25 protein-coding genes are annotated in these 20,553 nt (G+C 70.4%); 11 read left to right on the top strand and 14 right to left on the bottom strand.

The genetic code is table 11. The features are described 5' to 3' along the window. Nucleotides 1-30 precede the first annotated feature (30 nt). Both ABZU43_RS22420 and ABZU43_RS22415 read right to left on the bottom strand, forming a co-directional pair. Nucleotides 31-435, bottom strand: a complete 405-nt coding sequence (locus ABZU43_RS22420) for a MerR family transcriptional regulator (protein WP_355008419.1) — start codon at nucleotides 433-435, stop codon at nucleotides 31-33. Nucleotides 436-551: 116 nt separating this feature from the next. Next, nucleotides 552-1,709 carry an FAD-dependent oxidoreductase gene (locus ABZU43_RS22415; protein WP_355008418.1) on the bottom strand — a complete coding sequence of 386 codons (1,158 nt, stop codon included), beginning with the start codon at nucleotides 1,707-1,709 and terminating at the stop codon, nucleotides 552-554. Between the two features lie 99 nt (nucleotides 1,710-1,808). On the opposite strand from ABZU43_RS22415, the gene ABZU43_RS22410 reads away from it, so the two are divergent. Continuing rightward, a complete protein-coding gene (locus tag ABZU43_RS22410) occupies nucleotides 1,809-2,408 on the top strand; it encodes a TetR/AcrR family transcriptional regulator (RefSeq protein WP_355008417.1) in 600 nt (199 codons plus the stop codon). A gap of 116 nt (nucleotides 2,409-2,524) precedes the next feature. Here the strand turns inward: ABZU43_RS22410 and ABZU43_RS22405 are convergent, their stop codons facing one another. Then, nucleotides 2,525-2,908 (bottom strand): DoxX family protein, encoded by a 384-nt coding sequence (locus tag ABZU43_RS22405; protein ID WP_355008416.1) that lies wholly within the window; start codon nucleotides 2,906-2,908, stop codon nucleotides 2,525-2,527. Nucleotides 2,909-3,087: 179 nt separating this feature from the next. Between ABZU43_RS22405 and ABZU43_RS22400 the strand changes: the two genes are divergently transcribed. Next, a complete protein-coding gene (locus ABZU43_RS22400; RefSeq protein ID WP_355008415.1) occupies nucleotides 3,088-3,981 on the top strand; it encodes an RNA polymerase sigma-70 factor in 894 nt (297 codons plus the stop codon). Nucleotides 3,982-4,057: 76 nt separating this feature from the next. After that, nucleotides 4,058-4,636, top strand: a complete 579-nt coding sequence (locus ABZU43_RS22395) for a TetR/AcrR family transcriptional regulator (protein WP_355008414.1) — start codon at nucleotides 4,058-4,060, stop codon at nucleotides 4,634-4,636. Between the two features lie 28 nt (nucleotides 4,637-4,664). On the opposite strand, the gene ABZU43_RS22390 is transcribed toward ABZU43_RS22395, so the two are convergent. Further along, on the bottom strand, nucleotides 4,665-5,309 hold the full coding sequence (locus ABZU43_RS22390; protein ID WP_355008413.1) for a hypothetical protein: 645 nt from the start codon (nucleotides 5,307-5,309) through the stop codon (nucleotides 4,665-4,667). 171 nt (nucleotides 5,310-5,480) lie between these two features. Between ABZU43_RS22390 and ABZU43_RS22385 the strand changes: the two genes are divergently transcribed. Beyond that, nucleotides 5,481-6,191, top strand: coding sequence for an HAD family hydrolase (locus ABZU43_RS22385; protein WP_355008412.1), 711 nt, complete (start codon nucleotides 5,481-5,483; stop codon nucleotides 6,189-6,191). A 400-nt stretch (nucleotides 6,192-6,591) separates the two neighbouring features. Beyond that, nucleotides 6,592-7,377 carry a L,D-transpeptidase family protein gene (locus ABZU43_RS22380; protein ID WP_355008411.1) on the top strand — a complete coding sequence of 262 codons (786 nt, stop codon included), beginning with the start codon at nucleotides 6,592-6,594 and terminating at the stop codon, nucleotides 7,375-7,377. 13 nt (nucleotides 7,378-7,390) lie between these two features. Here the strand turns inward: ABZU43_RS22380 and ABZU43_RS22375 are convergent, their stop codons facing one another. The 5 genes from ABZU43_RS22375 to ABZU43_RS22355 form a co-directional block, all read right to left on the bottom strand. Then, nucleotides 7,391-7,666 (bottom strand): hypothetical protein, encoded by a 276-nt coding sequence (locus tag ABZU43_RS22375; protein WP_210781930.1) that lies wholly within the window; start codon nucleotides 7,664-7,666, stop codon nucleotides 7,391-7,393. Nucleotides 7,667-7,713: 47 nt separating this feature from the next. Further along, nucleotides 7,714-8,145: a hypothetical protein gene (locus tag ABZU43_RS22370; RefSeq protein ID WP_355008410.1), complete on the bottom strand. Its 432-nt coding sequence runs from the start codon at nucleotides 8,143-8,145 to the stop codon at nucleotides 7,714-7,716. A gap of 185 nt (nucleotides 8,146-8,330) precedes the next feature. Then, nucleotides 8,331-9,032: a VOC family protein gene (locus tag ABZU43_RS22365; protein WP_355008409.1), complete on the bottom strand. Its 702-nt coding sequence runs from the start codon at nucleotides 9,030-9,032 to the stop codon at nucleotides 8,331-8,333. 175 nt (nucleotides 9,033-9,207) lie between these two features. After that, nucleotides 9,208-9,390, bottom strand: coding sequence for a DUF397 domain-containing protein (locus ABZU43_RS22360; RefSeq protein ID WP_355008433.1), 183 nt, complete (start codon nucleotides 9,388-9,390; stop codon nucleotides 9,208-9,210). Beyond that, nucleotides 9,384-10,184 carry a helix-turn-helix transcriptional regulator gene (locus ABZU43_RS22355; protein WP_355008408.1) on the bottom strand — a complete coding sequence of 267 codons (801 nt, stop codon included), beginning with the start codon at nucleotides 10,182-10,184 and terminating at the stop codon, nucleotides 9,384-9,386. The genes ABZU43_RS22360 and ABZU43_RS22355 overlap by 7 nt, the downstream gene beginning before the upstream one ends. A gap of 279 nt (nucleotides 10,185-10,463) precedes the next feature. Here ABZU43_RS22355 and ABZU43_RS22350 point away from each other — a divergent pair, with 279 nt between their 5' ends. Continuing rightward, nucleotides 10,464-10,718, top strand: a complete 255-nt coding sequence (locus ABZU43_RS22350) for a flavin reductase (protein ID WP_355008407.1) — start codon at nucleotides 10,464-10,466, stop codon at nucleotides 10,716-10,718. An 18-nt stretch (nucleotides 10,719-10,736) separates the two neighbouring features. Here ABZU43_RS22350 and ABZU43_RS22345 read toward each other — a convergent pair whose 3' ends face one another. From ABZU43_RS22345 to ABZU43_RS22330, 4 genes are read right to left on the bottom strand one after another with little or no spacing between them, the layout of a single operon-like run. After that, on the bottom strand, nucleotides 10,737-11,135 hold the full coding sequence (locus ABZU43_RS22345) for a hypothetical protein (RefSeq protein WP_124858603.1): 399 nt from the start codon (nucleotides 11,133-11,135) through the stop codon (nucleotides 10,737-10,739). Next, nucleotides 11,132-11,455 carry a hypothetical protein gene (locus ABZU43_RS22340; RefSeq protein ID WP_355008406.1) on the bottom strand — a complete coding sequence of 108 codons (324 nt, stop codon included), beginning with the start codon at nucleotides 11,453-11,455 and terminating at the stop codon, nucleotides 11,132-11,134. Before ABZU43_RS22340 ends, ABZU43_RS22345 begins: the two co-directional genes overlap by 4 nt. Before the next feature lie 48 nt (nucleotides 11,456-11,503). Beyond that, a complete protein-coding gene (locus ABZU43_RS22335; RefSeq protein ID WP_355008405.1) occupies nucleotides 11,504-12,199 on the bottom strand; it encodes a hypothetical protein in 696 nt (231 codons plus the stop codon). A gap of 3 nt (nucleotides 12,200-12,202) precedes the next feature. Continuing rightward, nucleotides 12,203-12,580, bottom strand: coding sequence for a PadR family transcriptional regulator (locus ABZU43_RS22330; protein WP_355008404.1), 378 nt, complete (start codon nucleotides 12,578-12,580; stop codon nucleotides 12,203-12,205). A 213-nt stretch (nucleotides 12,581-12,793) separates the two neighbouring features. On the opposite strand from ABZU43_RS22330, the gene ABZU43_RS22325 reads away from it, so the two are divergent. The 5 genes from ABZU43_RS22325 to malQ all read left to right on the top strand — a co-directional run bounded on the left by ABZU43_RS22325 (nucleotide 12,794) and on the right by malQ (nucleotide 19,334). Next, the gene (locus ABZU43_RS22325) at nucleotides 12,794-14,080 is read left to right on the top strand and encodes an ABC transporter substrate-binding protein (RefSeq protein WP_355008403.1); all 1,287 of its coding nucleotides are present in this window, start codon (nucleotides 12,794-12,796) and stop codon (nucleotides 14,078-14,080) included. Next, nucleotides 14,077-15,060: a sugar ABC transporter permease gene (locus ABZU43_RS22320; protein ID WP_355008402.1), complete on the top strand. Its 984-nt coding sequence runs from the start codon at nucleotides 14,077-14,079 to the stop codon at nucleotides 15,058-15,060. The genes ABZU43_RS22325 and ABZU43_RS22320 overlap by 4 nt, the downstream gene beginning before the upstream one ends. A 1-nt stretch (nucleotide 15,061) precedes the next feature. Next, nucleotides 15,062-15,898: a carbohydrate ABC transporter permease gene (locus tag ABZU43_RS22315; protein ID WP_091404101.1), complete on the top strand. Its 837-nt coding sequence runs from the start codon at nucleotides 15,062-15,064 to the stop codon at nucleotides 15,896-15,898. Between the two features lie 10 nt (nucleotides 15,899-15,908). Continuing rightward, nucleotides 15,909-17,117 (top strand): sn-glycerol-3-phosphate ABC transporter ATP-binding protein UgpC, encoded by a 1,209-nt coding sequence (gene ugpC / locus ABZU43_RS22310; RefSeq protein ID WP_355008401.1) that lies wholly within the window; start codon nucleotides 15,909-15,911, stop codon nucleotides 17,115-17,117. Between the two features lie 174 nt (nucleotides 17,118-17,291). Then, complete coding sequence (gene malQ / locus ABZU43_RS22305; RefSeq protein ID WP_355008400.1) at nucleotides 17,292-19,334, top strand: 4-alpha-glucanotransferase; 2,043 nt, start codon at nucleotides 17,292-17,294, stop codon at nucleotides 19,332-19,334. 10 nt (nucleotides 19,335-19,344) lie between these two features. On the opposite strand, the gene ABZU43_RS22300 is transcribed toward malQ, so the two are convergent. Beyond that, nucleotides 19,345-20,454 (bottom strand): winged helix DNA-binding domain-containing protein, encoded by a 1,110-nt coding sequence (locus ABZU43_RS22300; RefSeq protein ID WP_355008399.1) that lies wholly within the window; start codon nucleotides 20,452-20,454, stop codon nucleotides 19,345-19,347. Nucleotides 20,455-20,553 lie beyond the last annotated feature (99 nt).

The raw sequence follows: 20,553 nt of genomic DNA, 5'->3' as shown, positions 1-20,553 counted from the left end.
ATCGTTCGACATGGTGTTTCCCATCGTTGCTCAGAAATCCTTGAGGGCGCGTTGCACCTGCTCGACCGCGCGGGTCTCGGCAGTGGTGTCGCCTCGGTGCCGGGCATCCCACATGTCCGACTTGGCGCGCAGGTACGCCTGGCGTGTCCGTAGCCGCTCGATCTCGGCGGACAGCCGGTCGGCGTGCCGGGCGAAGAGGTCGCGCTGTTCGGCGGCGGCCGCCCGGTCGCCCGCGTCGAGCAGCGTCAGGTACCGGCGCATGTCCGCGACGCCCATTCCGGACGACCGCAGGCAAGCGAGGGCGTCGACCCGCTCGGCGAGTGGGCTGTGGTAGCGGCGGTGGCCGCTGCTGTCGTCGCGGGGCACCACACCGAGCAGGCCGACCTTCTCGTAGTAGCGCAGCGTCGGCTCGCTGAAGCCCGACCGCTGTGCCATCTCCTGGATGGTCAGGGGCCCTTCCGCCCGTTCCCGGCCTTCCCTCGTCGCTGCCATGGATGAAGCGTCCCCAACTTGAAGCGCTTCAAGTCAACCGATGTGACGCGGGGCACCGCTCAGCGGTTCGCCCGTTCGATACCTCGCCGGACGAGATTGCTGATGCCGGGCAGGGTGACCGCCCTGATGGTCAGGTCGCTCATCCAGACGTGGAATCGGCTGGGTGGCGCGTACTGGGCCATGCCCCGGCGGGCGAGTGCCTGTCGTTTGCCGACCTCGGGGCGTAGTCCGGCCTCCCACTCGGCGAGTGCTGCCGGCAGGTCGTCGGCGTGCCGTCGCAGGGCGGTGCCGAGGTGGTCGGCGCCGGCGAGGGCGAGGGCCGCGCCGTGTCCGGCGAAGAGCGTCACGCACCACGCCGCGTCTCCGAGCAGGACGACGCGGCCGGTGCTCCAGCGTGGCATGACCACCTGGCTGACGGCGTCGAAGTAGGCGCTGGCCGGGTCCTGCGCAAGATGGTCGATAGCGTCGGGCACGCCACCCGCCAGATCTCCGAATGCGGCCCGCAGCGCGTCGACCGGACCTTGTCGCAGGTCGGTGGCGGGCTCCGCGCTGCGGTAGGTGAAGAACGCCGACGACCGCTGCGGGCCCAGGTTGATCATCGCCGCGGTGCGCCCGGGACCGATGTGGGTGGTGGCGGACGACTCGGGCACGCCGGGCACCGGGTGGGGCAGCGGGAAGGCGGCCACGAGGTACGGGAGGTCCACCCGGAAGTCGGGGCCGAACACTTCGGTACGGGTGGTGGAGTGCACCCCGTCGGCACCCACCAGCAGGTCGGCCTGCTCGGTGGTGCCGTCGCTCAACTCCACGCGTACGCGGTCGGTGTCCTGTTCGACGGACGTGACGGTGGTGCCGAAGCGGATGTCGACCCGGTCCCGCACCGCTTCGAAGAGGCTGGCTTCCAGGTCGCCGCGGAACACCGAGAGGGCCCGCTTGCCGAGTGCGGCCTCGGCGATCGCGGACGGCACTGTGAACTTGGGCCGACCGTCGGCGTGGACGAGCACTGTGGTGAACGGGCCCAGGTCGGCGGCGGAGAGCGCGGGGAGCAGGCCGAGGCGTTCGGCGGCGTCGTAGCCCGGCCCGATCAGATTGACCAGGTAGCCGCTGCTGCGCCGGGCCGGAGCCCGTTCGGCCACGAGGACCTGCCATCCGTCCTGGTGGAGTCGGAGGGCTGTGGCCAATCCGGCTATCCCCGCACCCACGATCACCGCACGTCGCATCGAGCACCTCGTCGCTAGAATGAGCATCTGCTCAAACCAGTATGAGCGACTGTTCATACCGACGCAAACGACGGCAGCGGAACCGCCTAGACTTCAGCCATGCCGCGCGGAGTCGCCATCCCAGCGCTCAGACAGCAGCTCTTCGCTGCCGTCGAGCGGTTGGTCGTCGAAGAGGGCCCGAGCCGGCTCACCGGCCGGGCCGTGACGCGCGAGGCCGGCGTCGCGACCGGCCTGCTCTACGCGCACTTCGCGAACTTCGACGACTTCCTGACCGGGTTCGCGGTCGACCGCGTCTTCCACATCACCGGCGAGGTGGCCGGCCTGCCGGAGCGCGCCGGGTCCGGCACTGTCGCCGACAACCTGCGCCAGGCCGTCCTGGCGACACCGCTGGGCACGCTGACGGCGTTGACCCGGCTGACCGCGTTCCGGCCGGAGTTGACGGCGAACGTCGAGGCGGTCCTGGGCAGTGGGATGTCGGGGCTGCTGGGGATCGAACGCGCGGTCGCCGCCTACCTGGCCGCCGAGCAGACCCGCGGGCGCGTGCCGGCCGACGCCGACACCGACACACTGGCCCTGGCGGTGGTCGGCGTGCTGCACCACGTCGCGTTGACCGGCCCCACCGACCCGACGGCGGACCACCGGATCCAGCGGGTGATCGGCGTGCTCACCGACGGCTTCCCCGCCGCCGCGACCTCCTGAGCGCCGCGCCGCCCCGGCAGTTCCGCGCCCTGTGCGTCTCCGCAGCGCGGTCCGCGACGTCATCGCGCAAGGGCAGCGGGGCACCGCCGGCCAGCCGGGGCAGGAGCGGGCTCAGGTCAGCCGCTGAAGGGCTCGGGTCCGAGGCGGCCCCAGGCCACGAAGGCGGCGATCGCGAGGTAGATCAGATTCAGCACGATGAACCTCGCCTCGCCGTAACGCAGGTGGGTGATCATCGCGCCGATCATCAGCAGGACCCAGCAGATGGCGGTCACCGGCACCAGCACCGGTGCGATGTCGAGCACGGCGGGCAGGATGAGGCCGATCGCGGCCAGGAGTTCGAGGACCCCGAGGGTCTTGACGAAGCGCACGCTGGCGTCGCCGGTCCACCCGCCGCCGTTGTGTGCGGCCAACTTCTGCTTGGGTACGAATGTCTTGGTGATGCCGCCGGCCAGGGCGACTGCGGCCAACAGTCCGGCCGCGATCCACAGTGCCAGGTCCATGAGTTTCCCTCCGTAACGAGTCGCACAGGAGACACCGCCGGCCGGTGCCCTGTGACAGTTCGTCACGTGACGAGGAGCACGGAAGCTCGGTGTCACAGAAGTCGCAAGGCCGGTGTCTGGTGGGCGACGCGGTCGAGCTCGGTGAGACTGGAGGGCGCATGGACGCGGGAGGCGAAGACATGAACGCGGACGGTCGGGGGGACCGGGCCGTCGACGCGTTCGTCACCCACCGGAACCTGCTCTTCACCGTCGCGTACGAGATGCTCGGCTCGGCAACGGACGCGGAGGACGTACTCCAGGAGACCTGGCTGCGGTGGGCGGACGCGGATCTCGCGGCGGTGCGCGACCAGCGTGCCTACCTGGTCCGGATCACCACGCGACTGTCGCTCAACCGGCTGCGGTCGGTCGGTCGGCGCAGAGAGTCCTATGTCGGCTCCTGGTTACCAGAACCGCTGCTGACCGCACCCGACGTCGCCGACGACGTCGAACTCGCCGAGAGTGTCTCGATGGCCATGCTGCTGGTGCTGGAGACACTCGCGCCGACCGAGCGGGCGGTGTTCGTCCTCCGCGAGGTCTTCGACATCGGGTACGACGAGATCGCCGAGGCGGTCGACAAGAGTCCCGCCGCCGTTCGCCAGATCGCGCATCGGGCGCGGGCGCACGTGGCCGCGCGCCGGCCCCGGGGGATGGTCTCGGCGGCGGACACGCGGCGGGCGTTGGACGCGTTCCGGCGGGCCGTCGAAACCGGCGACGTGCAGGGCCTGCTCGACGTCCTCGCGCCGGATGTCGTGCTCCTCGGCGATGGCGGCGGCATCAAGCAGGCCGTGCTGCGGCCTGTCGCCGGGGCCGACAAGGTGGCCCGTCTGCTGTGCAGCACACACGCCAGGACCGCGACCATGTCGCTGCACCCCACCCACGTCAACGGCCACCCGGGGCTGATTCTGCGGCTCGACGGCGCTGTCGACACGGTCCTCGCGCTGCGGATCGACGACGGCCTGATCAGCGGGGTCTACGCCGTGCGTAACCCGGAGAAGCTGTCGCACATGCGGCGGGCGACCACCCTGCGCCGATGAGAGCTCGCCCCACCACAACAGTCGCCAATCTGTCACCCGACCGCTACGGCAGGTGTGCGCGCTTACGCTCGTGGGCGTGCCCGGACCTGCCGAGAAGGCCACTGAACAGGACCGGCGTGACCTCATCGTCGCTGTCGCGCGAGAGTTGGCCGAGACGGAGGGCTGGGCGGGTGTGACCACCCGGCGGCTCGCCGAACGAACCGAGATCGACATGGGCGACATCTATCGGCACTTCGCCGATCTGGAGGCGCTGATCGCCGCGGTCGCGGTGTGCGCCTTCGCCGATCTGGCGGCCGACCTCGCCGAGGCGCACGCGGAGACCACCGGCAGCCCGGAGGGGGTATGGCCGGCGGTCGCGACCGCGTACCTCGACTTCGCGTACACGAATCCCGAGGTCTATGACGCGATGCTCGCGCTGACCCCCGACCTGGCCCTCGGCGTGGACGGGGTGCCGGCCGCGCCGCGGGCGGTCTTCGCCGAACTGCGGGCGGCCCTGACCCCGCTGGCCGAGGGGCGGGACCCGGACACCCTCGCCGAGGTGGGTTGGAGCCTGCTGCACGGCGTGGTGATGCTCACCCGCGGCGGTCGGCTGCGACCCGAGGGGCAGGAGGACCGCGAGGCACTGATCGCGCAGCGGTTGCTGCGGTGGCCGTGACCACGGCACGGCCCACAGTCGATCGTGGTCAGTTGAGGGGCTCGCGGTCGGCCGGGCCCTTGTCGGCGAACCGGAACGTGGTGTTCAGCTTGGCGTTGCCCAACTCCTTGAGGATGAGGCCGTTGCCGGGGAGGTGCTGGAGGAATCGGGTCTCGCTGCCGATCGCGTACGTGCCGTCGCCCTTGGCGATGATGGTGAACCGCTGGATCGGGTCGTCCTGGTCGCAGACGGCGACCCCGATGGTCAGTTCGGGCTCGATGTCCAGGCCGTTGACCTGCCAGCAGGACGGATCGTCGTTCGCGGGGTGGCCGTCCCTGGTGCCGTATGCCCTGATCACGTACCGGTCGCCGCCGATCGGTGTCGGTACGAACAGGATGCGACCGCCGCTGTCGTTGCCCTCCTCGAGTCGCCCGCTGATCTCCAACGGTTCCCCCGACCCCCGCACCCGGGTGATCGTGATCTCCCGCTTGCCGGAGAGCAGCGGGTCGGTCGCCGCCGCCGCCGACGTGGTCGGCGGCGCTGCCGTGGGCGTCGGGGTGCCCGTCACGGCACCCGACGGCGTCGGCGTGCCCGCCGCGGCGCCCGGCGTCGGATCCGCACCGCCCTGGCACGCCACCAGCGCGCTGGCGCAGGCCAGCATCGCCGCGCCGGTGACCCACCTCATGGTGACCATGTCGTACTCCTCAACAGCCGTCCCGAACCTGGGCGGGAATCATCATGGATGTCGCGTCCGCATGACGGCGATCGCGCCGCGACGGTTCACGAAAATCCGCAAGATCTCACATCGATCTCCCGCCTATCCTGTCTCTCGGCCTTGCGGGCGGTGGCACGGGGAGGGCATGGCATGACGGTCGACGTGGCGGCGCGACGACAGGCGCAGGTGTTGATCTTCGATGCGGACGACACGTTGTGGGAGAACAACGTCGTCTTCGAGCGGGTGATCGACGACTTCCTGGGCTGGCTGGACCACCCCACCCTGGACCGGGCCGCGCTGCGGGCCGTCCTCGACGACATCGAGCGGGCCAACGCGGTGGCGCACGGGTACGGCAGCAAGGTCTTCCTGCGCAGCCTGGCGGAGTGCCTGGAGCGGCTGCGCGAACGGCCGGCCACCGACTCCGAACGTCAGGAGATCGACCGGCTGGCGGTGGCCCTCGTCGAGCACCAGGTGGAGCTGATGCCCGGGGTGGCCGACGCGCTCGACGAGTTGGCCGGCCGGCACGAGTTGCTGCTGCTCACCAAGGGCGACCGCGAGGAGCAGCAGCGCAAGCTGGACGCCTGCGGTCTGCTGCACCACTTCGGGGCGGCGCACATCGTCGCCGAGAAGAACGTCGACACGTACCGGTGGCTCACTCGGGAGCACGGCTTCGCGCCGGACGGCGCGTGGATGATCGGGAACTCCCCGAAGTCCGACATCCTGCCGGCGCGGGCCGCCGGGTTGAACGCGGTGTTCATTCCGAACGAGAACACCTGGGTGCTGGAGGACGACGAACTGGACCCGACCGACGGCGGGGTGCTGCGGCTCGCCGCGTTCCGGGACCTGCTGCGCCACTTCTGACCGTACCGAAGCCCAACAGCGTCGGCGATCATGGTCGCGTTACGCGAATCTGCCCGATTTGCAGCGTGGGATCAGTCCTGCCGCCGGTCGTCCGACGCGGCTTGTCCGGCCGGTCGGAGCGCGCCTAACCTGGTCCGGCGCTCCCGGCCCTTCGGGGTGTGTCGGGGCGCGTCGGCGTTCGGCGGGTGAGCACCGTGGAGCTGAGTGCGAAGTGGCTGGCTCACCCCGTTCCGGCGCGTGGCGTCGTGTCACGCCCGCGCGGCGGGGTGCTGAAGCTGTCCGCTTCCCTGCCGGACGGCCGAGGGTCAGGGCCGGGTAGTTGCGGACCCGGTCCTGACCCGGCCCGCGAAACCGGCGAGCGGGGCAGACCGCGCGCCGGTTCGACTGTCAGGATGGCGGCATGAAGCGCAGATCTCTCCTCCTCGGCGCGGCGGCGGGTCTGGTCGCCCCGGCCGTGCTCGCCCCGGCCGCGCCCGCACTAGCGGCCAGCGGCTCGCTGCGGGCACGCGCAGCCACGGCACCGCCACAGCGACCCTTGCCGAAGTGGCAGCCCCAGAACCGGGCCAGCGCACTGACCACGCTGCCGGCGGAGACGAAGCAGGTGATCATCGTCGGTGCCAGCAGCTACACCACCACCTACGCCACGCTGGAGGCGTTCGTGCGGGTGCGGAGCACCTGGCAGCCGGCCTCGGCGTCGTTGCCCGCCCGAATCGGCTCGAAGGGCTTCAGTGACAACCACGTCGAGGGTGTGCCGACCACGCCGACAGGCGTCTACTCGATCGGCCCCACCATGTACGGCATCGCCGCCGACCCGGGCGTGCGGTTCCCGTACCACCGGCTGGTCGACGGTGACTGGTGGAACGAGAACCCGTCGTCGGCTCTCTACAACACCTTCCAGCACAGTGCGACCAACCCGGGTGGGGCCAGCGAGGCACTGTGGAAGGAGGTCCCCGCGTACACGCACTTCGCGGTGATCACCTACAACATGCCGCCGAACGTGCCGAAGCCGGTGCCGAACGCGGGCAGCGGGATCTTCCTGCACCAGTTCAGCACCACCGCCGGCAACCCCACCGCCGGTTGCGTCTCCCTCGCCCACGATCACCTGGTCGACGTGCTCAACTGGCTGGACCCGGCGCTGTCACCACGCATCGTGCTCAGCCCGTACGCCCAGCTCAGTCGATACTGAGAGCCGCTGCGGCTCAGCCTGCCTCGCGCCGGACGATCGCCACCGCCACCCGGCAGAACTCGTCCATGTCCGGGTTGAAGCCGGCAGCGATGTCGGGGTGCAACCCGGAGCGGGTCTCCTCCAACAGCCGCTGGCAGACCTGCTCGACCGGTTCGCCGGCATAGCCGGAGCGGACCCGCTCGGTGGCCGCCTGAAGCGCCGAGGTCAGCTGCTCCTCCAGCGGCCCGCGCAGCTTCTGCTGCACAGGATCGAGCCCGCGGGGGTCGAGCGTGACATGTGGCTCCGACATCGGTGCTCCCTTCGTCGGCGTCCGCGATACCCCACCGCGGACGTCGGTCAAACCCCTGTCGGTACGGCGGCGACCCGCACCTGGTACGAGAACTCCTCAGCCGGCTCCTCGTGGTACGACAGCCGGCGGATCTGCCGGTCGTCGTCGTAGAGCGCGACATCCACCAGCACGCCGAGGTGGGTGAGGCCGATGCTCGACACCCGCTTTTTGTCCTGCAACACCGCGCAGACGCCGCCGAGAAGGGTGCTGGCGTCGGACGTACGGTGCCCGGGCGGGCAGCGCAACACCAGGTCCACCTCGATCGGCCCGGGCAACGGCGTCCAGCCGGTGCGCTGGGCCGCGGCGAGGGCGGCCTGGAGCAGAGTGCGGACCCTCGTCGCCTGCCGATGCCCGGCGGCGAAGATGGACAACGCTTCGGTCTTGACCGGTGGCAGGCCGCTCACCTCGAACGTCAGGGCGAGAGCGCGGGTGTCCTGCACGACGGCACCTCCTCGTTGGGACGATCCTGCCGAAACGGGGGAGCGGCGGTGGGACGTTCCCGCGATTACCAACCGATCGGGCAGGCATGGGTCGGCCGGAGGCGTGTCGACGACGGCGGCGAACGCGCCAGCTACGGCGCTAGGAAAACGCTAGCCGACGACGCCCGCGCTCGGTAGTCGGTCGTTCACCCGGTGGGGCGTGGTGCGAAGGCGCAGAACTCGTTGCCCTCGGGGTCGGCCAGCACCCACCACCAGTGCGCCTCGTCGATCGGCTCCCGCAGCAGCGTCGCGCCCGCCGCGATCAGCGCCATCGGCTCCGGGTCGGCCAGCTCGACGTCCCAGTGCATACGGTTCTTGACCGTCTTGGGCTCGCTCACCCCGTCGAAGACCCAGTGGTCCCAGGGCAGGCCGGCGGACCCGAGCACCAACGCGTCGGTCGACCCGTACTCGGTGGTGCCGCCGAGCACGCCGGCCCACCAGCTCGCCTGGGCGGCCGGGTCGAGCGCGTCCACCACGAGCTGAAACGGCCCCGGACGGCTGTCGGCGTCGGCCGCGAGCGCGCAGAACTCGTTGCCGTCCGGGTCGGCCAGCACCCACCGGCCGTCGTCGTTCGGCTCGCGGACCAGTCGGGCGCCGTCCGCGAGCAGCGGCGCCGGGTCCGCGCCGGGCAACCGCAGATCCAGGTGTACGCGGGTCCTGCCGATCCGGGGCTCCGGCACCTTGTTCACCCAGATCGACTCCGCGGGTGAGCGCGCCGAGCGGGGGTCCACCCGGGTGTCGTCGTCACCGGCGTCGGCCACGTCCCCGTCGAGCATCCGAGCCCAGAAGGCACCCAGTGCGAGCGGGTCGTTGGCGTCCAGGCAGAGGTCCTTGAAGCGCGCGATCATCGTGCCAGCATGCCTGGTCCCGAGGGGTGCCCGCGCGTGTTGGGAGGGGAGTCCCCGCACGACGCCTCGTCGATAAAGGAGTTGTGGTGGGTGACAAAGTCCCCGAATAGTCCCAAACCAGGCACCACAACTCCATGATCGACCGGGCCCTGGCTTGGCCTTGACCTCGGGCGGGTTAGTGCTGTTTGGCGTACTTGATGAAGGCCTTCCAGGCTGTTGGGTCGACGTGCAGGGTGCCGCCGTCGCGGTCCTTGGTGTCGCGCACCAGCACCACGCTCGGCAGGTTGTCGGCGACCTCGACGCAAGCTCCGCCGTTGCCGCCGGACCGGGTCGACTTTCGCCACTGTGGGGTCAGCATGCCCATGACTTCGCCACTTCCTTGATCAGCTCGGTTGACTGCCGGCGGGGGAGCGCCTCGCTCCGCACGATCTCCCACGTCTTCGCCAGCTTAGCGACGTCGGCCGACGCGTCAACCATCTGCGCGGTGAGCTGGTTGTCGGCATAGGTCACGCGCTCGCCGTCCGGCATCTCGGCGATGATGAACTGACCGCCCATCCCCAGATACATCCCAGCATCCGTCGGGACGATGTGCACCTGGATATGCTCCGCCACCGCCAACTGGGCAAGGTGCTCGCACTGCTCGACCATGAGGCCCGGCTGGTCGAGCACCGGCCGGCGCAGCACCGCCTCGTCCAGCACGGCGATGAGCTGCGGCGGGCGCGGGCGTTGCAGGATCGCCTGGCGCTCCAGCCGGGAGGCGACGATCCGGTCCACGTCCTCGGGGTCGAACCGGCCACCGGCCAGCGTCGCGCGAGCGTACCGCTCGGTCTGGAGCAGGCCCGGCACGTACGCCAACTCGAACCAGCGCAGCGTGGTCGCCTCCCGCTCGAACTCGATCCACTCGCGAAGCCAGGCCGGCTCGGCGTCGAGCCGGGCCAACCCGTCGAGCATGCGGAGGAAGCGTCCGCCGGTCTGGTGGTGGGTGTCGACCGCCCTCATGTACTCCTTTGTCGGCGGTCGTCCGCCGGTCTCCACCGAGCTGACGTGTGAACCCGAATAGCCGATGCCCCTGCCGAAGTCGTCCTGACTGAGCCCTGTTTCCGCCCGGAGCAGGCGCAACTCCTCCAGTACGTAGTCGGTGACGCTTCCCATCGATTCCCCAACCTTCGCTCAGTCTGGCTCGGCGTGTCCCCCATGGGTGCTCACCTGGACCGCTGAGCTGCACGGATGGCGCGAGCACGTATCGACGGTAGTCGCGTCATCACCAGACTGTCACCAGTGGCGGGTCCGCCGGTGGCCGCAATGGCGGCGATGGGCTCTGCCCGACGGGGTCGCTCCCGTCTCCCCCTTGCGGGAGCGGCCCCTTCCCCGCGCCGAGGAGGTCGATGTGCTCACCCCGATGAACCAACAGCCCGCGGTGCGGTGGCGGTGATGGTGGTCCGCCCGCCCGTCCCGCACGTCGCCATGCGCCCGCTGTGGCGGTGCCGCAACTGTGGCACCGAGTGGCCCTGCCAACCGGCCAAGCTCGCCCTGCTGACGGAGTACCGGGCCAACCGGACCGCGCTGTTGATCTACCTCGGCACTCTGATGCACGAGGCGACGAACCAGCTCACCCAACTCCACCCGGATCATCCGCCGGCCCGGATGACCGAGCGCTTCCTTTCCTGGGCGAGAGTCCGGCGCTGACGGCCGGCCCGCCGTCGTTCATCCCGGAAAGTGGATCAGCGGCACCCCGTCGGAGTATCCGGGCCCCTCACTGGTCAGCACCGCGGCGTCGTGGGTCAGGCCCGCCACGGCGGCTGCGGCCAGGTCGAAACGGCGGGTCCTGCGCTGCCAGAAGGTCAGCTCGGGTAGATCCTCCGCCTGCTCGGGCAGCAGAGCGCAGGACGTCAGGGCCAGCAGCTTGTGCAGCAGGGCCAGGTCCTTGCCGGTCGCCATGGTCAACGCTTCGGTCGCTGCCACCACCGGCACCCCGAACCGCACCCCGTCCTCAATCACCTCGTGGACGGGCTCGCCCACGTGCACCGTCCGGAGGACGGCATACCCCAGCAGGGCCGACCGGTCCAGGATGAGCCGAACTGGTGGCGTCGTCTCCGAGGTCATGCGGCGTCGGCGCGGGGCGCGCTGTCATCACCGTTCATTTCGGCCTCCATGGCGGCGCGGATCTTGGCGCGCTCCGCCTCGAACCGCTCCGGGGACCACTCAGCCTCCACGCCCAGGCGACGGGCCCGCGCCTCGGCCACACCCTGCTCGCTGACGTGGATGCCGGCGGCGAGCAACAACTCCTTGTGTTGCTCCACCCGCTTGCGCCGACGCACCGACTCGGTGACATAGGCACTGGCCATGCGGTTGCCCTGGCTCTCCAGGATCTGACTCACGTCCGGGGGGACGGAGATCGTGAAGCGGCGCTGAGGCTCTGTCATACGCGCAGCTTACACCTGTCATACTCCAGGCTGGCGCTGCTCGTACCGTCAAGCGGGTCTGACTCTGGTGGCGTCAGGGTGCGGGCTGACGGCGGCGGTCCGGGCCTCGCGCAGTGACAAGCGGCGTGCCAGCGCCGTGGCGCCCGCGAGCGCGGCCAGGACCATGGCGATCTCCGCGACCACCACCGGGGGTGCCGTGCTGTAGTCCGTGGCCCAGGCGAAGGAGACGGTGATCGGCGTGACGACGATGCCGGCCACCGGCATGAGGACGCTCATCAACTGAGCCGTCCGCCGGATCATGGGCAGGTCGCGTAGCCGGGTCCGCACCGCGATGACCGCTCCCGTGACGACCACGGCGGCCGGTACGCCGTAGTAGACGGCGACGGCGAGCTGGACTGGTACGTCGATCGAGCGGGGGATGTCGACCATGCGGACGAAGGCTGGGTAGGCCGCCATCAGGAGGCCGTAGCCGAGCACGACACCGAGCACCGCGCCGATCAGCGCGGTGCCGAGAACGCGGCCGTAGTCGCCGCGCACCCGCTGGACGCCAGCCTCATCGGCGAGCCGCCGCGCGAAGCCTGCCACGTCGCCGCCGATCAACTGCGCGGGATCGCCCCCGTCGGCAGCCGCGGCCCGCAGGTCGAGGCGCAGGTCGGCGGCGAGTGTCGCCCGATCGGCCGAGCCGACCCCGTACCCGCGCCACGCCTGGTCGGCTTCGCCCAGAAGGCTGTCGATGGTGTCCATGGGTCAACTCCTCGTGGGGTTGTGGTCGAGCGGGCGGAGAACGGCGTCGACGGTGTCGGTGAAGCGGTTCCACTGTTTCTGCCAGGCATCCAGGTGGATCCGACCGGACGCGGTCAGCGCGTAGACCTTTCGCGGCGGGCCGGTGGGACTGACCTGCTGTTCGTGAGCGACAAGGCCGAGGCGGCGCATCCGCGTCAGCAGGGGATAGATGGTGCCGTAGCTGATGGCACCGAAGCCGGCCGTCTCCATGCGCCGAACCAGCTCGTAGCCGTGCGCTGGCTCGCGTGCCAGCAGCGCCAGCAGGCACATGTCCAGCGCTCCTCGCAGGAGTTGGGTCTGCCGGTCGTTGTCGTCAATGGACTGGCTCTCCGCCGCTACCATGCGACACATACTACCTTGCTAGTTGGTCTCGCGATATACCGAGACGAACTTCCGCTGTAACAGTCAGGTTTCGCGGCTTCACGGGTGGGGCAGAGTAGCCGCTACAGAGCATCTGGGCCGGTGTTTCCGCAGCTCGCCGACTCGGAATCGGCTCGCCGTGCGCCGGGGCACGGATGCCCTCCCCGGTCTTTCGCCGAGGAGAGGGGGAGGGCGATGACGGACCCCGAAACGGCTCGACACCGACGCCGGCCGGTAGCACGGCTGGGCGCGGCGGCCGCCGCGCTGGCACTCGTGGCGCCGCTGGCCGCGTGCGGCGCGGACGACGCTGGTGGCCCACCGACGATCAACCTGTACTACCCGCCCGAGCAGAACCTGCAGAAGGTCGTCGACGACTGCAACGCGCAGGCCCAGGGACGGTACGAGATCGCCTACCGGGTGCTGCCCCGGCAGGCCGACGACCAGCGGGTGCAGATGGTGCGCCGGCTGGCCGCCGAGGACAGCGGGATGGATCTGCTCGGGCTGGACGTCACCTGGACCCAGGAGTTCGCCAGCGCCGACTGGATCCGCGAGTGGACCGGCCAGGACAAGGCCGAGGTCGAGCAGGGCACCCTCGCCGGGCCGTTGGACACCGCCCGCTACAAGGACAAGTTGTACGCGGCGCCGAAGAACACCAACGTCCAGCTGCTCTGGTACCGCAAGGACCTGGTGCCGCAGCCGCCGACCACCTGGGACCAGATGATCAGCGCGGCCCAGCAGCTCAAGGACCAGGGCAAGCCGTACCAGGTGCTCACCATGGGCGCGCAGTACGAGGGTCTGGTCGTCCTCTACAACACCCTCGCCGAAAGCGCCGGCGGGAAGATCCTCAACGACGACGGTACGAAGGCCGAGATGGACGAGGGCACCGTCCGGGCGTTGGAGCAGCTGAAGAAGTTCGCCACGTCGGGCGTGACCTCGCCGTCGTTCAGCAACGCCACCGAGGACCCGGTTCGGCTGGAGTTCCAGTCCGGCGAGGGCGCGTTCCAGGTGAACTGGCCGTTCGTCTACCCGGCTCTCCAGGAGGCGAACCCGGACCTGGCCAAGCAGGTCGGCTGGGCTCGGATCCCGGGCATCGACGAGGGCACCCCCAGCAAGGTCACCATCGGTGGGGTCAACCTGGCGGTCAGCTCCTACTCCAAGCACCCGGAGCAGTCCTTCGAAGCGGCCCGGTGCATCCGCAGCGCCGAGCACCAGAAGTTCTCCGCCATCAACGACGGTGTGCCGCCGACCATCGAGGCGGTCTTCGACGACCCGGAGATGACCGAGGCGTACCCGATGAAGGACACCATCCTGGAGGAGCTGAAGGAACCGGCGACGCGTCCGCTGACCCCCGCCTACCAGAGCATCTCCACAGTGATGTCGGCGATCCTGTCGCCGCCGTCCGACATTCGTCCGCAGCAGACCGCCGATGAGCTGCGCGACGCCATCGCCGACGCCCTCCAGTCCAAGGGGGTCCTGCCGTGAGTATCAACGCCACACCGACCGGCGCCGAAGTCGCCGCCGAGGAGACCCAGCGGCCCGCCTCCGTACCGAAGCAACGCGGCAGCCGTCGCAAGCCCCCGTTGAGCGAGAACAAGAAGGCCGAACGCCGCCTCGGTCTGCTGCTCTGCGCGCCGGCCGCGCTGGTCATGATCGCGGTGACCGCGTACCCGATCATCTACTCGGTCTGGCTGTCGTTGCAGCGCTTCGACCTGCGCTTCCCCGACCAGCGTGAGTTCATCGGGCTGGAGAACTACGTCACAGTGCTCACCAACGAGTTCTGGTGGACCGCGTTCGGGGTGACCATGCTGATCACGGTGGTCACCGTCGCCATCGAGCTGGTGCTCGGCATGGGCCTGGCGATCATCATGCACCGCACCATCGTTGGGCGCGGCCTGGTCCGGACCTCGGCGCTGATCCCGTACGGGATCGTCACGGTGGTCGCCGCGTTCTCCTGGCGGTACGCCTGGACGCCCGGCACCGGCTACCTGGCCGACCTGTTCAGCGACGGCGCGCCGCTCACCGAGCGGGCCAGCTCCCTGGCGATCATCATGCTGGCGGAGATCTGGAAGACCACCCCGTTCATGGCGCTGCTGCTGATGGCCGGGCTGGCGCTGGTCCCGGAGGACCTGCTCAAGGCGGCCTCCACCGACGGCGCGACCGCCTGGCAGAAGTTCACCAAGGTGATGCTGCCGGTGATGAAGCCGGCGATCCTGGTCGCGTTGCTGTTCCGCACCCTGGACGCGTTCCGGGTCTTCGACAACATCTTCGTGTTGACCGCCGGAGGCAACGAGACGTCGTCGGTGTCGATGCTCGCCTACAACAACCTGATCCGGGGTCTCAACCTCGGCATCGGCTCGACGATGTCGGTGCTGATCTTCATCACCGTGGCGATCATCGCCTTCGTCTTCGTGAAGCTGTTCGGCACCGCTGCCCCGGGCAGCGACGACGGGGAGAGGCGCTGACATGGCAGTCGAAACCACTACCAGGGCAAAGCTGCGCTGGGGTCTGCTCGACGTCCTCGTGGTCGTCTTCGCGCTGGTCCCGGTGCTGTGGATCGCGTCGCTGTCGTTCAAGACGCCGGCAACCCTCACCGACGGGAACTTCATCCCCCGGGAGTGGACGCTGGACAACTACCGGACCATCTTCGACACCGACCAGTTCGTCCGGGCGCTGGTCAACTCGATCGGCATCGCGCTGATCGCCACGCTGATCGCGGTGGTGCTCGGCGCGATGGCCGCGTACGCGATCAGCCGGCTGGACTTCCCCGGTAAGAAGCTGCTGGTCGGCGTCTCCCTGCTGATCGCGATGTTCCCGCAGGTGTCACTGGTGTCGCCGCTGTTCGAGATCGAGCGTCAGCTCAAGATCTTCGACACCTGGCTGGGGCTGATCCTGCCGTACATCACCTTCGCGCTGCCGCTGGCGATCTACACGCTGTCGGCGTTCTTCAAGCAGATCCCGTGGGATCTGGAGAAGGCCGCGAAGATGGACGGCGCCACCCAGGGGCAGGCGTTCCGGCGGGTGATCGCGCCACTGGCCGCGCCCGGGCTGTTCACCACGGCGATCCTGGTCTTCATCTTCTGCTGGAACGACTTCCTGTTCGCCATCTCGCTGACCTCGACCGAGCGGTCCCGCACGGTGCCGGCGGCGTTGTCGTTCTTCACCGGCGCGTCGCAGTTCGAGGACCCCACCGGGGCGATCTGTGCCGCCGCCGTGGTGATCACCGTTCCGATCATCCTGTTCGTTCTCTTCTTCCAGCGTCGCATCGTGTCCGGTCTGACCTCCGGCGCGGTCAAGGGATAGGTGGGTAGTCATGGCTGACATCGTGCTGGACAAGGTGAGCAAGAGCTTCCCGGACGGGACCGTCGCCGTGCAGGACGTCGACCTGGAGATCGCCGACGGCGAGTTCGTGATCCTGGTCGGGCCCTCGGGCTGCGGCAAGTCCACCACCCTCAACATGATCGCCGGGCTGGAGGACATCAGCTCCGGTGAGCTGCGCATCGCCGGGCAGCGGGTCAACGACAAGGCCCCCCGGGACCGGGACATCGCCATGGTGTTCCAGTCGTACGCGCTGTACCCGAACATGACAGTGCGGGAGAACATGGCGTTCCCCCTGCGACTGGCGAAGCTCGACAAGGAGACCATCGACCGCAAGGTCGACGAGGCGGCGAAGGTGCTGGAGCTGACCTCGCTGCTGGACCGCAAGCCGGCGAACCTCTCCGGTGGCCAGCGTCAGCGGGTGGCGATGGGCCGGGCGATCGTCCGCCAGCCGAAGGCGTTCCTGATGGACGAGCCGCTGTCCAACCTCGACGCCAAGCTGCGGGTGCAGATGCGCACAGTGGTGTCCCGCCTGCAGAAGCAGCTCGGCACCACCACCGTCTACGTCACCCACGACCAGACCGAGGCGATGACCCTCGGCGACCGCGTGGTGATCATGCGCGGGGGCGCGGTGCAGCAGGTCGGGCCGCCGCAGGAGCTGTACGACCACCCGAAGAACCTCTTCGTGGCCGGTTTCATCGGCTCGCCGTCGATGAACTTCCTGCACGCCGCCGTGCAGGACGGCGGGCTGCACACCGCGCTGGGCACCGTGCCGATCGGTGACCGGATCCGCCGCGAGCTGGAGGCGGCCGACGCGCCCCGCGAGCTGATCCTCGGCATCCGGCCCGAGCACTTCGAGGACGCCGAACTGGTCGACGACGACACCCGCCGGCGGGGTATGGAGTTCGAGGCGCCTGTGGACATCGTCGAGTCGATGGGCTCGGACAAGTACGTCTACTTCACCGTCGAGGGGGAGAAGGCCACCGCCGCCGAGTTGGAGGAGTTGGCCGCCGACGCCGGCGCCGCCGACTTCGCCGGCGCCGGTGGCAACCTGGTGACCCGGTTGTCCGCCGAGTCCCCGGTCGCGGAGGGGCAGACGCGGCGGGTCTGGTTCAACCTGGAGAAGATCCACCTGTTCGACCCGGCCAACGGCCGCAACCTGACCCTGCAGGAGGGCCGAGCAGCCGGCGCGCTCGCCGACTGACGACCTCCTCGCCCCGCCGATCTTGCACTTTCGGCTGTCGATACAGGTGGAATGCCCCTTGTGTCGCGACAGAAAGTGCAAGATCGGCGGGGCGGGGTGTGGGGGTGCGTGTTCTGCGGGGTGGGGGTGGGCGTGGCAGGGTGGTCGTAGGTCGCGTCGTGGAGCGGGGGGCACATGGACCGACGATTGGCCGCGCTGGCCAACGCGCACGGTGTTTCCACCTGGTACGAGGATTGGCGGCACCGCCGCGTCGAGGTCGCACCGGGGACAGTGGTGGGTGTGCTGGGGCTGCTCGGCGTGGACGCCACCAGTCCGTCGGCGATCGCCGACGCGCTCGCCGCCGCCCGTGCGGTCGACCGGAACGCCCTGCCGGAGACGGTCGTGCTCACCCATGGTCGCGGCCGGGCGCTGCCCGGCCCGGGGATGGTGACCCTGGAGGACGGTGGCCGCCGCGCTGTCGACGGCGAGCTGCCGGCCGACCTGCCGCTGGGTTGGCACCGGCTGGCCTGCGCCGACCGCGAGGTGACACTGGTGGTGGTGCCACGTCGGCTGCCGGTGCCGCCGTCGAGCTGGGGGTGGATGCTCCAGCTCTACGCGCTCACGTCGGAGCAATCCTGGGGCATGGGAGACCTCGGTGATCTCGCCGAGTTCACCGGGTGGGCCGGTGCCAACGGGGCGGGGCTGGTGCTGCTCAACCCGCTGCACGCGGTCGGGCCGGCGCACCCCGTGGCCACCTCACCGTATTCGCCGGCCAGTCGACGCTTCGTCAATCCGCTCTACCTGCGGGTCAGCGACACCGCCGCGTACCGGGCGGCGGACCCGGCCACCCGGGCGGTGGTCGACGCGCTGCGCCCCGACCGGGGGCCCCTGATCGACTACGACGAGGTGTGGGCCGCCAAGCGGCGCGCGCTGGAGTTGCTGCACCCGTACGCCCAGCCGGTTGACCTTGGCGCGGACCCGGCGCTGACCAGCTTCGCCACCTGGTGCGCGCTCGCCGAGCGGCACGGCAACGACTGGCGGGCCTGGCCGGCGGAACTGCACCACCCGGACGCCCCGGCGGTCGCCGAGCAGCGTCGGCATCTCGCCGACCGGGTCGCCTTCCACGCCTGGCTGCAACACCTCTGCGACGAGCAGCTCGACGCCGTCACGGCGGCGGCCCGCTCGGCGGGGATGCCGGTCGGTATCGTGCACGACCTGGCCGTCGGCATCGACCCGGGCGGCGCGGACGGGTGGCAGCTCGCCGACGTGCTGGCCCAGGGCGTGCGGGTCGGCGCGCCACCGGACGACTTCAACCAGCTCGGCCAGGACTGGGGGCTCGCCGCGTGGCGCCCGGACCGCCTCGCCGCCACCGGGTACGCCGCGTACCGGGACATGCTGCGCCGCGTCCTGCGGCACGCGGGTGGCCTTCGGGTCGACCACGTGGCCGGTCTGTGGCGGCTGTGGTGGGTGCCGCCGGGCGGCGGTGCGGCCGAGGGCACCTACGTACGCTACGACGCCGAGGCGATGCTGGGCATCCTCGCGTTGGAGGCGCACCGGGCCGGCGCGGTGGTGGTCGGTGAGGATCTCGGCACGGTCCAACCGGCGGTGACCCGAGGGTTGCGGGGGCGCAACATGCTCGGCTCGACGGTGCTGTGGTTCGCGCGCGACGAGGCCGGTGACTTCGTCCCGCCGGCCCGGTGGCCGCGCAACGCTCTCGCCACCATCTCCACCCACGACCTGCCCACCGCGCCGGGCTTCCTGACCGGTGAGCACGTGCGGGTGCGCGACGAGCTGAAGCTGCTCGGCACCGACGTGGCGGTGGAGCGGGCCCGCGCCGCCGCCGACCGGGACCGGTTGCTGGGCATGCTGCGCGCCGAGAACCTGCTGCCCGAGCCGATCCCGCGGCCACCGACCGACACTGTCGCCTCCGCGGGTGCAGAGCAAGAGACCGCGCTGCCCGACGCGAGCGCGGCACCCGACGACGGCGAGGTGGTGGTGGCGATGCACGCCGCGCTCGCGGCCAGCCCGACCCGGCTGCTCGGCGTCTCCCTCTACGACGTGCTGGGCGAGGTGCGCCAACCCAACATGCCGGGCACTGTCGACGAGTATCCGAACTGGCGGCTGCCGCTGCCGGCCAGCGTGGCGCAGATTCGCGATGACCCCCGGGTGGCCCGGATCGTCGACCTGCTCAGCGCCGCCCGCCCACGACCGGCCGACCCGGCGCCGCCGCAGCGGTGACGCCGCCGGGTCAGGTCAGCCAGTCGAAGCGGGCCGGCAGCCCGAGGAATTCCGCGTAGCGCCCGAGTGCCTGCTCCACCCGGGCCCGCGCCGCGGCGTCGAGCGTCGAGAGCGGCTGGATCGTCACGGTCACCGCCGTGCGGCCGATCTTGCGTTTCCACACGCCCACCACCCGACCGGCGCGGACCACTGTGGCCTGGAAGATGCCGTTGTTGCCCGGCACGACGGCCGCCTGGTGGGCGGGGTCGAGCATCAACGTGCGGTCCCGGTAGCCGAGCAGGTACTCGTCGAAGCCGGGCAGCGCCAACACGTCGTCCGGCGTGGTGCGTGGCGCGTCGGCCACTGCCGCGTCGACGTACATCGCGGTGCCGTCGACGCGTACCGCGCTCAGCGCGTCGTCGGCGGCGGCCAGGCCGCGCCGGGCGTCGGTCACTGTGAGGCCGCTCCACCCGGCGAACTCGCGGTCGGTGACCGGGCCGTGCCCGCGAACGTATCGGTGGGCGAGCACTGCCAACGCCTCGTCCCGCTCCAGCCGGTGGGACGTGGGTGCCCACTCGTCGAGCAGGGCGAAGGTCTGCTCGGTGCCGACGTTCGGCGCCACGCAGGTCACGCCGCGCACGCTCGCATACCACAGCAGGTGGTAGCCACGTTGCCCGTCGGTGCCCAGGCCGGCCGCCCGCAGGGTGGCGAGGCACTGCGCGCGGGTGAGTCGACCGCCGCCGGCCAACGCGGTGCCGAGGACATCCACCGCCCGGTCCGCGTCGGCCTCGCTCAGCCCCAGCTGCTCCCGCCGGGTCGCCACGCCGGCCAGGGACCGTACGCCCGTCACCTCCAGCATCCAGCGGGCGTCGGCGGGCGGAACGAGGTGCACGGTGCCCCGCATCGGCCAGGTACGCAGCGCCTCACGCCGCTCCAACGCCGCCTGCACGTCGGCCACGCCGTGACCGGGTAGCCGGGCGCCCAGCGACCACAGCCCGCTGGCCAGATCCTGTGCCTGCATCGCGCCGAACCACTCGACCACCTCGGCGACGGTGCCGGGACGGGTGCTCGGGTGCGGGCGCAACAGCAGGCTGCTCATCCGCAGCGCCAGCGCGTCGGCCGCGCTGAGGTCGACAGACATCCTGCGCTCCTTTTCGTGGACGGGCGGCCAGCCTAGGGCCGAGCACCGACACTCCTGCTGGTGGGAGGCGTAACGGCGGTCGTCGGGGGAATGCGGCTC

This window comes from Micromonospora sp. NPDC005205 (assembly GCF_040608275.1).
Lineage (GTDB): Bacteria > Actinomycetota > Actinomycetes > Mycobacteriales > Micromonosporaceae > Micromonospora.
Note: the sequence above shows the minus strand (reverse complement) of the source record. Positions and strands in the feature narration are given on the sequence as shown.

Bases quoted from the DNA above. Each gene is read 5' to 3' on its own strand.
- ABZU43_RS22420 (WP_355008419.1), bottom strand. From the start codon at position 435: ATGGCACAGCGGTCGGGCTTCAGCGAGCCGACGCTGCGCTACTACGAG.
- ABZU43_RS22415 (WP_355008418.1), bottom strand. From the start codon at position 1,709: ATGCGACGTGCGGTGATCGTGGGTGCGGGGATAGCCGGATTGGCCACA.
- ABZU43_RS22410 (WP_355008417.1), top strand. From the start codon at position 1,809: ATGCCGCGCGGAGTCGCCATCCCAGCGCTCAGACAGCAGCTCTTCGCT.
- ABZU43_RS22405 (WP_355008416.1), bottom strand. From the start codon at position 2,908: ATGGACCTGGCACTGTGGATCGCGGCCGGACTGTTGGCCGCAGTCGCC.
- ABZU43_RS22400 (WP_355008415.1), top strand. From the start codon at position 3,088: ATGAACGCGGACGGTCGGGGGGACCGGGCCGTCGACGCGTTCGTCACC.
- ABZU43_RS22390 (WP_355008413.1), bottom strand. From the start codon at position 5,309: ATGGTCACCATGAGGTGGGTCACCGGCGCGGCGATGCTGGCCTGCGCC.
- ABZU43_RS22385 (WP_355008412.1), top strand. From the start codon at position 5,481: ATGACGGTCGACGTGGCGGCGCGACGACAGGCGCAGGTGTTGATCTTC.
- ABZU43_RS22380 (WP_355008411.1), top strand. From the start codon at position 6,592: ATGAAGCGCAGATCTCTCCTCCTCGGCGCGGCGGCGGGTCTGGTCGCC.
- ABZU43_RS22375 (WP_210781930.1), bottom strand. From the start codon at position 7,666: ATGTCGGAGCCACATGTCACGCTCGACCCCCGCGGGCTCGATCCTGTG.
- ABZU43_RS22365 (WP_355008409.1), bottom strand. From the start codon at position 9,032: ATGATCGCGCGCTTCAAGGACCTCTGCCTGGACGCCAACGACCCGCTC.
- ABZU43_RS22360 (WP_355008433.1), bottom strand. From the start codon at position 9,390: ATGCTGACCCCACAGTGGCGAAAGTCGACCCGGTCCGGCGGCAACGGC.
- ABZU43_RS22355 (WP_355008408.1), bottom strand. From the start codon at position 10,184: ATGGGAAGCGTCACCGACTACGTACTGGAGGAGTTGCGCCTGCTCCGG.
- ABZU43_RS22350 (WP_355008407.1), top strand. From the start codon at position 10,464: ATGGTGGTCCGCCCGCCCGTCCCGCACGTCGCCATGCGCCCGCTGTGG.
- ABZU43_RS22345 (WP_124858603.1), bottom strand. From the start codon at position 11,135: ATGACCTCGGAGACGACGCCACCAGTTCGGCTCATCCTGGACCGGTCG.
- ABZU43_RS22340 (WP_355008406.1), bottom strand. From the start codon at position 11,455: ATGACAGAGCCTCAGCGCCGCTTCACGATCTCCGTCCCCCCGGACGTG.
- ABZU43_RS22335 (WP_355008405.1), bottom strand. From the start codon at position 12,199: ATGGACACCATCGACAGCCTTCTGGGCGAAGCCGACCAGGCGTGGCGC.
- ABZU43_RS22330 (WP_355008404.1), bottom strand. From the start codon at position 12,580: ATGGTAGCGGCGGAGAGCCAGTCCATTGACGACAACGACCGGCAGACC.
- ABZU43_RS22325 (WP_355008403.1), top strand. From the start codon at position 12,794: ATGACGGACCCCGAAACGGCTCGACACCGACGCCGGCCGGTAGCACGG.
- ABZU43_RS22315 (WP_091404101.1), top strand. From the start codon at position 15,062: ATGGCAGTCGAAACCACTACCAGGGCAAAGCTGCGCTGGGGTCTGCTC.
- ugpC (WP_355008401.1), top strand. From the start codon at position 15,909: ATGGCTGACATCGTGCTGGACAAGGTGAGCAAGAGCTTCCCGGACGGG.
- malQ (WP_355008400.1), top strand. From the start codon at position 17,292: ATGGACCGACGATTGGCCGCGCTGGCCAACGCGCACGGTGTTTCCACC.
- ABZU43_RS22300 (WP_355008399.1), bottom strand. From the start codon at position 20,454: ATGTCTGTCGACCTCAGCGCGGCCGACGCGCTGGCGCTGCGGATGAGC.